This window comes from Paenibacillus sp. 22594 (assembly GCF_052044425.1).
Taxonomy (GTDB): domain Bacteria; phylum Bacillota; class Bacilli; order Paenibacillales; family Paenibacillaceae; genus Paenibacillus_AQ.
Genome location: NZ_JBQENA010000016.1, coordinates 68498 through 76519 on the forward strand (window position 1 = coordinate 68498; position 8022 = coordinate 76519).

The 8022-nt window shown below is 46.0% G+C and carries 9 protein-coding genes; 7 read left to right on the plus strand and 2 right to left on the minus strand.

Annotated features, from left to right (window positions below; all coding sequences use genetic code 11):
• Positions 1-30: 30 nt before the first annotated feature.
• The 3 genes from sat to ACTJKB_RS29555 all read left to right on the plus strand — a co-directional run bounded on the left by sat (position 31) and on the right by ACTJKB_RS29555 (position 3223).
• Positions 31-1206: a sulfate adenylyltransferase gene (gene sat / locus ACTJKB_RS29545; RefSeq protein ID WP_440837822.1), complete on the plus strand. Its 1176-nt coding sequence runs from the start codon at positions 31-33 to the stop codon at positions 1204-1206.
• Between the two features lie 71 nt (positions 1207-1277).
• Positions 1278-2024 (plus strand): N-acetylmuramoyl-L-alanine amidase CwlD, encoded by a 747-nt coding sequence (gene cwlD, locus ACTJKB_RS29550; protein ID WP_440837823.1) that lies wholly within the window; start codon positions 1278-1280, stop codon positions 2022-2024.
• A 92-nt stretch (positions 2025-2116) separates the two neighbouring features.
• Positions 2117-3223, plus strand: coding sequence for a P-loop NTPase (locus ACTJKB_RS29555; protein ID WP_440837824.1), 1107 nt, complete (start codon positions 2117-2119; stop codon positions 3221-3223).
• 58 nt (positions 3224-3281) lie between these two features.
• Here the strand turns inward: ACTJKB_RS29555 and gerD are convergent, their stop codons facing one another.
• Complete coding sequence (gerD, locus tag ACTJKB_RS29560; RefSeq protein ID WP_440837825.1) at positions 3282-3956, minus strand: spore germination lipoprotein GerD; 675 nt, start codon at positions 3954-3956, stop codon at positions 3282-3284.
• 110 nt (positions 3957-4066) lie between these two features.
• On the opposite strand from gerD, the gene ACTJKB_RS29565 reads away from it, so the two are divergent.
• Both ACTJKB_RS29565 and ACTJKB_RS29570 read left to right on the plus strand, forming a co-directional pair.
• A complete protein-coding gene (locus ACTJKB_RS29565) occupies positions 4067-4675 on the plus strand; it encodes a KinB-signaling pathway activation protein (protein ID WP_440837826.1) in 609 nt (202 codons plus the stop codon).
• A 185-nt stretch (positions 4676-4860) separates the two neighbouring features.
• Positions 4861-5682 carry a PPK2 family polyphosphate kinase gene (locus ACTJKB_RS29570; RefSeq protein WP_440837827.1) on the plus strand — a complete coding sequence of 274 codons (822 nt, stop codon included), beginning with the start codon at positions 4861-4863 and terminating at the stop codon, positions 5680-5682.
• 49 nt (positions 5683-5731) lie between these two features.
• Here the strand turns inward: ACTJKB_RS29570 and pdaB are convergent, their stop codons facing one another.
• Positions 5732-6535, minus strand: coding sequence for a polysaccharide deacetylase family sporulation protein PdaB (pdaB, locus tag ACTJKB_RS29575; protein ID WP_440837828.1), 804 nt, complete (start codon positions 6533-6535; stop codon positions 5732-5734).
• Positions 6536-6642: 107 nt separating this feature from the next.
• On the opposite strand from pdaB, the gene ACTJKB_RS29580 reads away from it, so the two are divergent.
• Together ACTJKB_RS29580 and ACTJKB_RS29585 are read left to right on the plus strand one after the other, a co-directional pair.
• Positions 6643-7254, plus strand: a complete 612-nt coding sequence (locus ACTJKB_RS29580; RefSeq protein WP_440837829.1) for a stage II sporulation protein M — start codon at positions 6643-6645, stop codon at positions 7252-7254.
• Between the two features lie 251 nt (positions 7255-7505).
• On the plus strand, positions 7506-7736 hold the full coding sequence (locus ACTJKB_RS29585; RefSeq protein ID WP_025706563.1) for a hypothetical protein: 231 nt from the start codon (positions 7506-7508) through the stop codon (positions 7734-7736).
• Positions 7737-8022 lie beyond the last annotated feature (286 nt).

Below are 8022 nucleotides of genomic sequence, written 5' to 3' on the forward strand. Positions count from 1 at the left end.
TCGAATTGCACAGAAGGAGAGAGAGCATAGATGACTTCAATACTTCCTCATGGAGGAACACTGATCCAACGTGTAGCTGAAGGGACACAGAGAGAAGAACTGCTTCAGCAGGCTTCTGGTCACAAATCGATTACCTTAAACACTTGGACTTTGTCAGATCTGGATCTGATCGGGGTAGGTGCATTTTCTCCGCTCACAGGCTTTCTGAATGAACAAGATTACCACTCTGTAGTCAAAAGCATGCGTCTCTCCAATGGCACGGTATGGAGTATCCCTGTTACATTGTCTGTAGAAGATAAAGTGGTTACCAGTCTTGAGGTGGGCGACAGAGTCTCGCTGATTGGTGAGGAAGACGGAATTATTTATGGACTACTTGATATTGAAAGCATTTATAGTGTGGATCAGCAGCTTGAAGCGCAGAGTGTATTCAAAACCACTGATCCTGCGCACCCTGGTGTAAGCAAATTGCTGGCTAGGCCGACAACTTATGTTGGTGGACCCATTACCGTTCTAAACCGTCCGCAGCCGGAGAAGTTCGGAGAATTTTACTTTGATCCGGCCGAGACACGTCAAATTTTTGCGGACAAGGGTTGGAGAACTGTTGTAGGCTTTCAGACGCGCAACCCGGTGCACCGTGCACATGAGTACATTCAGAAGTGTGCAATGGAGGTTGTGGATGCGCTGTTCCTTAATCCTCTGGTAGGAGAAACGAAGTCTGATGATGTTCCAGCCAATGTACGCATGAAAAGCTATCTTGCACTGCTGGAGAACTATTATCCGGAAGACCGCACTTTTTTGGGTGTATTCCCTGCTGCAATGCGTTATGCCGGACCGCGGGAAGCGATTTTTCATGCGATGGTTCGTAAAAATTACGGTTGCACCCATTTTATAGTCGGCCGGGATCATGCGGGTGTAGGTGATTATTACGGCACTTATGAAGCCCAAGAAATTTTTTCGAATTTCACGGCAGATGAGCTGGGAATTACCCCGTTGTTCTTTGAACACAGCTTTTTCTGTGTGAAATGCGGTAACATGGCTTCAAGTAAGACCTGCCCGCATCCAAGCGATCAGCATTTGACACTGTCAGGCACGAAAGTGCGCGCGTTGCTAAGAGATGGGAAGTGCCCGCCTCCGGAATTCACGCGTCCCGAGGTAGCAGAAATTCTTATTGAGGGAATGTCCGCAGAAGTCACTGCCCAATCCTAATAGCCAGTACTATTTGGCCCTCTTGTCCCATATAGATGAGTAGAATCTATCGGGACGAGGGGGTCTTTGTTATGTCTGGCCGAAAGCAAGGGAAAGTCTCGGTCTGGATCTCTTGGAGCAGCATCAAAAAAAGTATGGTAGGTGCTGTTTTGCTGGTAATAATGATCGCCATTATTGCTTATGATATGCCAACTGCCAAAACGCTGAATTACTGGAGCCTGCCGTTGTCAGGAAAAGTAATTGCTATTGATGCAGGGCATGGAGGTCCTGATGGGGGGGCGGTCAGCCGGGAGGGCTTGATTGAAAAGGATATCAACCTTTCAGTTTCTCTATATCTGCGGGACTATTTACAGCAGGCTGGAGCGATAGTGGTCATGACCCGGGAAGGCGATTATGACTTAGCCCAACAAGATACAAAAGGCTACTCTAAGCGTAAGACAGAAGACCTGAAGCAACGGGTAAGAAGTATTGAAGAGAAGGGGGCGGACTTGTTTATAAGTGTGCATATGAATAGTGTGCCTTCAGGACGCTGGAGCGGAGCACAGACCTTCTATTACCCGAACAACGAAGGGAATAAAGCTTTGGCGGGCTTTGTACAGGATGAGCTCAGAACCACACTTGAGAACACAGACCGGGTTGCGAAGACTGTGAATACCGTATATTTGCTAAAAGCTTTAAAAATGCCTGCTGCACTTGTGGAGGTAGGCTTCCTCTCCCATCCTCAGGAATCGGCTTTACTTGGGGATGATGTCTACCAGCGAAAGGTTGCTACCAGTATCTACCGGGGGATTCTAAGATACGCTTCTGAACGGTCGTGAGTAGTTACTACGCTTTTGCGGAGGGGTAATGGTATAATAAATCAAAAATACCGGTACCTTACCCGTCCGGAGAGGAAATAGAGGTGCTTTCCATGCTGACCAGGGAACAAATACAGGAATTATTACAGCCGCTTACTGACCCGGAATCCGGAAAAAGCCTTATCGAATTGCAGCTGATTCGCGATATCATGGTCAAAGAGGACCGGATTTCACTATCGCTGGTATGTCTCGATACCGATGAGAAAAGCCGTATGGAGCTTGAACAGACTGTTCGTACCTTGCTGGATGAGGGAGGAGCGGGCAATGTTCATATCCGGCTGCGTGACGCCACTGATTATGAGCGTGCTATTCTTCGCGGAGAGAGCTCGGAGGACCAAACCCAACCAGAACAAGGTGAACCGTTAAAAGGACATGCAGCGGGTCTTGAGGGCCATGAGCTGATCAATGAGAACTCAGGTGTGAAATTTATCGCGATTGCCAGCGGTAAGGGTGGGGTAGGCAAATCGACAGTCACCGTTAATTTGGCAGTGGCATTGGCTAGAAAAGGCAAGAAGGTCGGACTGATTGACGCTGACATCTATGGTTTCAGCATTCCTGATATGATGGGGATTGAAGAAGGCCCGATTGTAGAAGAAGGAACCATTATTCCTGTCGAACGTTTCGGAGTAAAAGTCATGTCTATGGGCTTTTTTATCCGTGAGAATAGCCCCGTCATCTGGAGGGGGCCAATGCTTGGCAAAATGCTGCGCCAGTTCTTCAGCGATGTCGGCTGGGGAGAGCTTGATTATATGCTGCTCGATCTGCCGCCCGGAACGGGTGATGTAGCCCTTGATGTCCATCAGATGCTGCCGCACAGCAAGGAGATCATTGTTACTACCCCTCATGCAACAGCGGCATTTGTAGCAGCAAGAGCGGGCTCTATGGCGCTTCAGACCGACCATGAGGTTCTTGGAGTCATTGAGAACATGGCTTATTATGAGTGTTCTTCCTGCGGGAAGAAAGATTACATCTTTGGCCGGGGAGGCGGAGCCAGATTGGCGGAAACTCTTCATACGGAGCTGCTTGCCCAGATCCCTCTAGGCGCACCGGATAATCATATTTCCGAGCCGGACTTCTCGCCGTCTGTGTACAAGGCAGAGACAGCAACCGCACAGCTGTTCGCTGAGATGGCTGATAAGCTGATTGCCAAATACGAATAGTGTGTAAATACCAAAAAGAGGCCGGTTCCGTAGTAATAGGAAGGCCTCTTTTTTTGAATCAGGATCCTGAATCATCACTGCCTTTGTCTCCACTGCTTCCCTTGTCTTTACCCGAATCCTTCTTTTCAACCTTAGGCTGCAATTCGTCCTGAACTACAGTCTTAAGGAGATCAAGTACCTCCATACGGAACAATGGATTTTGCATGGCTTCCTGCATGATGGTCATGGATTGCTTGCGGTAATCAGAGGTTTTGGTAAGATCAAGGAACATCTTCATCATTTCAGGTGATTTCATAATTTCAGCAACTGACTTTTGGTATGTTGGATCTTTGATCAACTGAAGGTGGAGCTCTTTGCTTTGCGAATTAATTGCTTTTGCGAAATCTCCTGCGAACTGTGGATCTGTCATGATTTTTTCAATTTCCTTCTGATACTCAGGTGCAGTGATGGTGTCCTTTACCGCAACTCTGATTTGCTCGGTGGTTTGCAGAGGCATCATTTTCATACTCAGGCCGCTGGAGCTGCTTCCCTCAGGGCCGGAGCTTGAAGTCGACAGTGCCTCCTCCACCGCTTTCTTTCCCTCTTCGCTTTTCAATATATCTACAACCATAGTCTTCATTTCCTTGTAACTGACCTGTCCGGAAGAGGAACTGCTTTGTTCGCTGCCACAAGCCGTTAAGGTGATAACCATGCTGAGCAACAAGCTCCCAGTCCACAAAGTCCTCCACTTCATTGGCGCTGCCCTCCTTTATGGGATTCCTGCATGTAGTATGCCGCAGAGGTAAGCTTTTATGTTGAGTTCCAATGGTTTTTTGACGGTAAGCTTGGTAAAATAAATCTGACATGTGGGAGGTGAAAAGGCTGAGTATAAGGAAATGGTTTTATTTATTCTGGACCACGCTTCTGATCGGGGCGGGAGGGGCCGTTATTGCCGGACTTTTGCTCCAAGTTGTTAATGGTGGAATTGATTTCAAAAGCACAGCCGATTCATTGATCTATCCGCTGATCCTTCTTGGCTACGGCATGCTTGTGAGCGTTTACGCTCAACTGGGGTTCTTTGCGTATCTGATTCTGAATTATATGGGAATTGGGGTGTTCCCGCGAAAGGTCTGGCAATATATTCAGATCATATTGTCTCTGCTTGCCCTGCTCGAACTGATTTTTTTGCGTACTTTTGTAGGCGGTGGCAGAAATGTAGTCTCTGATTTGCTTTTGGGCATCGGCATTCTGCTTACTGCGATTATTGTGGCTTATTTCAAAGTACGGAGCACGAACAGATCAGCCTGGATTCCGACATTTTTCTTTTTGACAGCTATCACCATAGTGGAGATCATTGGAGTACTCCGAATAGGAGTAGATAGTGCCACTGTTTTTATTGTGGTCCCGCTCATTGCCTGTAATGCATTCCAAATCCTGATGTTACACCGGATACTGAAGCCTAAACAATCATAAGCACATGCAGCAAATAACCCCGCTCCTCAGTCACGAGAAGTCGGGGTTTTGTTGAAACGGTAACCTTCCTGTATAGGATGGCGTAGCTGTTTCTACTTGATACGATTAAAAACAGAAGCAGCAGGTTAATCTTTAAGAACAGCGTACATAACAAAAAATCGATTGAAACGACTAGGAGGGAATATATGAACATCAAGCGCTATATGATAAAAGACACAAATGAATCTGTCCTGAAAAAACTCGATCCCGAAGAGAGCGGGGACTTTAAATCAAAGGAAGAGGCAGAGGCCAAAATGGCAAAGCTCAAGGAGCGTCTCGCCGAACTGCAGGATATTCTTTTCGCCCAGAAAAAGCATTCACTGCTAGTCATTCTTCAAGGAATGGACTCCAGCGGGAAAGATGGAACGGTCAAACATATTTTCTCCGGCATTAATCCACAAGGATTTATGGTCACCAGCTTCAAAAAACCTTCATTGGAGGAGGAAGCTCACGATTTCCTGTGGAGAGTGCACATGAAGACACCTCCCAAGGGTTATATCGCCGCATTCAACCGCTCGCACTATGAGGATGTTCTGGTACCCCGGGTGCACGGTAATCTCAAAAAAGAAGAAATGAAGCGCCGCTTCCGCTACATCCGCGAGTTTGAGGCCATGCTGGCGGAAGAAGGCACAACGATAATCAAGCTTTTTTTGCATATCTCCAAGGATAAACAGCTAGAAAAGATCCAGGAACGGCTGCAGGACCCGGCCAAACATTGGAAGTTTGATGCAAGTGATCTGCAGGAGCGGGAGTATTGGGACGATTATCAGGAAGCATATGAAGATGCTTTTAAGGAGACAAGTAATGATAATGCACCATGGTACTGGATTCCGGCCAATCACCGTTGGTACCGCAATTACTTGGCATTAGCCATTGTTGTCAAGACCCTGGAGAGTCTGGATCTGAGCTATCCAAAGCTGGATACCCCCACTCCTGATATTTCAGAACTCATTTCTCCACGACACTAGGGATGATATTCACCTGGGTAGCAAAGGACAGCGAAATACCAACTTGGTATTACATGCCGGCAGCATCTTCCAAACCCTCATTGAGCATGGCGGAATCACGGACTTCCTTGCCCTCAGCACTGCTTTGGCTGATTAGTTCAGATACAGTTACAAATTCATAGCCTTGGCTACGGAGGTTATCAATAATCTGCGGAAGGGCTTCATGGGTCTGCTTGCAGGAATCACTGGCATGTAAAAGCACAATATCACCGGGATGCGCCTTGCTGGTCACACGTTTCACGATATTATCCACACCGATGTTTTTCCAATCCAGCGAGTCAGTATCCCACTGTATCACCTTGTAGCCCAGATCACTTGCAACCTGAAGTACTCTTTTGTCAAAATCACCATTCGGCATCCGGATCAAATTAGGCTCTTTGCCGGTCAACTCAGTCAGTACAGTATGAGCAGTTGTAATCTGGGTCTTTATTTCTTCATTACTCAAGGTGCTGTAATTCACGTGCTTGTGGCCATGGCTGCCAATTTCGTAACCGGCGTCTTTAATGCTTGTAACAATTTCTGGATGCGTTTTGCTCCATGGAGAAGAGAGGAAGAAGGTCGCTTTATCTACCTTTTTATCTTCGAGCACCTTCAGAATCGGTTCAGGCCGTTTCTCTCCCCAGCTGATGTCAAACGTTAAGGCGATGAGCTTCTTTTCTGTCGGTACGCTGTAAATGGCGGAAGGGGCTGTTTCCGAAAAAACGGTAATATTGCCTCTCTCGACATAAACGACACCGGCAGCAAGAAGCGCAGCGGCAAAGACATAGATGAACCGTTTTATCTTTTTGCCGCTGAATACATAAAAAGAATTCATATTGATAGCGCTCCTCTCCCATGCGAAATGCTTGTTTGTTCTAAATGTATGCTCGTACAGGGCGCTTATGACCTTATATATGTCCAACATACTTTCAGGAGGTAATTATGCTGTCTTTCCCCGCTTTCGCCAGAGATGTATCTTCAATTCGCAAAGCCGTACTACTCGCTGTTTTATTATTTGTAGCGGGAGGGGTGATGGGCTGGATTGGCACCGGCAGCCTGCAAAGGCTTCTATCCGAGCAGTTGGAGGGCTTGAGTAAAATTAGCGGCAGCCTCAAAGAGTCTTCACATCCGAAATGGAGCTTTTTTCAATTTATATTTCTGAACAACAGCATCAAAGGTGTGCTCATTATCTTCTTAGGGGCCATATTCGGAATATTGCCTGCACTGTTTTTATTGATTAATGGTGGAGTGATCGGTTATCTGATTCATTTGTCGGCCATGAAGGAACTAGATATGTTTGACCTTATCGTTAAAGGACTCCTGCCGCATGGGATTATTGAAATCCCGGCAATCATAATCGCCTGCGCGTTTGGCTTGCAGTTTGGCTGGAACGTAATCTCCGATTTGTTCAGTTCAGCAGCCATAAGAGAACAGAGAAGCGGTGCGTGGCCGGCTTTTATGCGCCAAACCCTAAGAGCATCCATATGGATTGTTATTCTGCTGCTTGTAGCGGCAATCATTGAAAGCACAATTACATTTTCGTTGTTATCATAAAAAATCAGAGAATTGAGCATAACATTAAAGCCTTTCATTATGGGGATTACCATTGAAGCTATATGCTTGAGTTTCGAAGAAAGCCATACAGGTGATTTTTAATAATTATGGTTATAGATGCGACGCTCCGGTTAATCTAGTGTAAGTGGATATCTAACACAGCTTTCCCCAACCAAAGGACTATCTTCTTTTGCACAAGTAGCGGCATTTAAGGATTTGTTGAATTTAATTTGATGAAGGAGGCCAAGCATATGTTGGGAATGTTGTTCAATGAAAAAGAGTGCAAGGAGCTGGATTATGTTCTGCGTAAAGAGCTTGATGAAATGCTCCTTGATTTAAGTGATCAACGCTTGGACCAAAATATCAGACATGCCATTGCCAATCGATATAAAACTGTGTTCCGGATGTATGCGCGTTTTGCCCCCCAGAAGGAGCTATCCAAGTATGCATGGGGAGGACGTTATTCCCAGTCTAAACATTAGAAAACTGATTTTAATTAAATAGGTTGACTAAAAGGGAGCCGCTGTGATACATTATATCTCGCGCTCCTTTTCAATGTGTTGAAGAGCAGCCGATGGCAAGAAAAGATGAAAAAAACATTTTTTCAAAAAAACACTTGCCAAATGATTGGTTACTATGATATATTATAAAGGTCGCCGCTGAGACGCAGTGATGAGGTAAAAGAGAGACATTGATCTTTGAAAACTGAACAACGAGTGAGTGGGATTTCACGCAAGTGAGATCCAAAAATAGAGAATATTTTATTCT